Consider the following 2,535-nt stretch of genomic DNA (forward strand, 5'->3'; position numbering starts at 1 on the left):
CATGACCTGGTTCAGGTGCGCGCTGTGCGGCCAGATGCGCCAGCCGCCATAGCCGATCAGCACCAGTTGCGTGAACATGAGCGTGACCACGACGGCGCCGAACCACAAAAATACCTTGTTGCGCGCCATGACGAACGCGGCCAGGCACAGAAAGGCCAGCAGGCTGAACATTCCCCACATCAGTCCGATCACCACGCCAACCCGGGACGCGCCGTCGATGTACTCAATGGGCGACAGCAGCATGGGCCGCGCCGTGATGGCCCTGCGGTGCTCAAAGCGCAGGTAGTAGGTCTGCATGCCGTCGCCGCGCGTTTGCAGTTCAAAACTCGGCACACGGGTGCGTAGCGCCCACGCGGCCGGGGCAATCGCTTCGCCTGCTGACTGGACCAGCCAGCCGCCTTGCGGGTTGCGCGAAAAAAGGCTCGCCTTGAAGATCGCCTGGCCCGGCATCCGTATGTACCAGGTCTGCAGGGCTTCGGTGGCCGGCAGTGAAAAAGTGGCCCAGACATCCTGAGTGTTCGAGGTGGGCAGGATGGAGTCGTCTGTATAGGGCTGGAAGGTCCACGACCCGGTTGCGGGATCGCCGGCTGTCAAGGCATCAGGTGACTCGATGGAATCCTTGGGCACCGCGACCCATTGCAGCGGCTGGGCCAGTGTGATTGTGGGACTGTCTTCGTACAGGCGGTCAAAGACCTGTGCATGGGCTGCGCCGAAGAATGCGCAGAGCAACATCAGGAAAAAAGCACGCAGGCTTGCCGTTCGATACATCTGTATAGCTTATTGCAAAAAAACGGCCTGCCCGGAAGGCCTTAGCCCTGCCGTGCAAACACCCGATGCGGACCCGGGGGCGCTGTGTGTAATCAGGGCGTCACATGCGTTGGCCACCATCCGGCTTTCTTCAACAGTGGATTGCCCATGCCTTCTTCCCGTTTTGCCGCCAATCGGCGCCCTGCATTCAAATCTCTCTTCAAAGCCATCCTTCCTGCGCTGGCAACCGTTGCGCTGGCTGCGCCGCTGCAAGCCCAGACCGCCTTTCCGGCCACGCTGGCCGGCCATGTGGTGGCGCCCGCCCGGTCGTTTATTGCAGCGCCCAAAGATGCGCCGCAGGACCTGCAGGTCAGCGGCAAGTTCACCAATGGCAAGCGCACGGAAGCGCTGGGCACGGTGGAGGGCCTGTCTGCCGGCAGGCCCACGGGTGTGAGCCTGCCTTTCAAGGGCCAGCCTTTGCAGGGCCATTCAGGCATCAAGAAAATGCCCGACGGCAGTTTCTGGATCCTGACCGACAACGGCTTTGGCTCCAAAGCCAATTCACCGGATGCCATGCTGTACCTGAACCRCTACAAGGTCGATTTCAAGGCTGGCGCCATGAAGCGGCTGGAAACGATTTTTCTGCACGATCCCGAGAAAAAAGTGCCGTTCCGCATCGTTCATGAAGGCACGAAGCAGCGCTACCTCACGGGCAGCGACTTTGACACCGAAAGCTTCCAGTTCGCCGGTGGCGCCTTGTGGATCGGCGACGAGTTCGGCCCTTTCCTGATCAAGGCCGACATGAAGGGCAAAGTGCTGGCGGTGTTTGACACGCTGGTCGACGGCAAGGCCGTGCGTTCGCCCGACCATCCGGCYGTGACRACTCCCGGCGTGCCRGGCGGYGCGGTGGATTTCCAGGTTCGYCGCTCCAAGGGGTTTGAAGGCATGGCWGCTTCGAAAGACGGCAGCAAGCTGTATGCGCTGCTGGAGGGCGCGCTGTATGACGCCGCCACCAAAGGCAATGAAAACGTGGGCGGCAAGGACTACCTGCGCGTGCTGGAGTTTGACGTGAAGAGCGAATCCTGGACCGGCCGCCACTGGAAATACATGCTGGAGAGCAACAGCCACGCGATCGGCGACTTCAACATGATCGACGGCACGACCGGCCTGATCATCGAGCGCGACAACGGCGAAGGCACGGCCGACAAGGCTTGCCCGGAAGGCCAGAAGCGCACGGACTGCTTCCACGACATCGCAAAGTTCAAGCGTGTCTACAAGGTGGAGTTGAGCGACGCCAATGCCGGTGGTGCGTTGCGCAAGATCGGCTACATCGATTTGATGGCCATTGCCGACCCGGCGAAGCTGGCGCGCAAACCCCTGAACAACGGCGTGCTGACCTTCCCGTTCTTCACGATTGAAAACGTGGACGTGGTGGACGCCACACACATCGTGGTGGGCAACGACAACAACCTGCCGTTTTCCAGCAGCCGCGAGCCCAACAAGGCGGACGACAACGAGCTGATCCTGCTGGAAGTGGGTGATTTCCTCAAGGCGCAGTAAGCCCGCGCATCAGGCGTGAGCGAAGTTGCTATTACTTTTATAGCTGCTAGCGCACGTCCTGATTGGCCTGCAGGCCAAAAATAACTTACATTTTTGACTGAAAAACCAGCCCGGCGTGCTCGCGCAGCGCATGAAACTTGATCTTGGGCCACTGCTGCTCCACGGCACGCAGGGTGGCGCTGTGATCCACCAGCAAGGTGGGTGCATCGACCGCATCCAGCGCCACGC

2 protein-coding genes are annotated in these 2,535 nt (G+C 60.9%); one reads left to right on the forward strand and one right to left on the reverse strand.

The features are described 5' to 3' along the window. A partial coding sequence (locus AC1DWI_RS19530; protein WP_477725503.1) for a 7TMR-DISMED2 domain-containing protein occupies positions 1-768 on the reverse strand: 768 nt, incomplete at its 3' end. Positions 769-915: 147 nt separating this feature from the next. On the opposite strand from AC1DWI_RS19530, the gene AC1DWI_RS19535 reads away from it, so the two are divergent. Then, positions 916-2,307 (forward strand): esterase-like activity of phytase family protein, encoded by a 1,392-nt coding sequence (locus tag AC1DWI_RS19535; protein WP_477725504.1) that lies wholly within the window; start codon positions 916-918, stop codon positions 2,305-2,307. Positions 2,308-2,535: the final 228 nt, after the last annotated feature.

The sequence above is a fragment of the Polaromonas sp. P3_C2 genome (genome assembly GCF_056402675.1).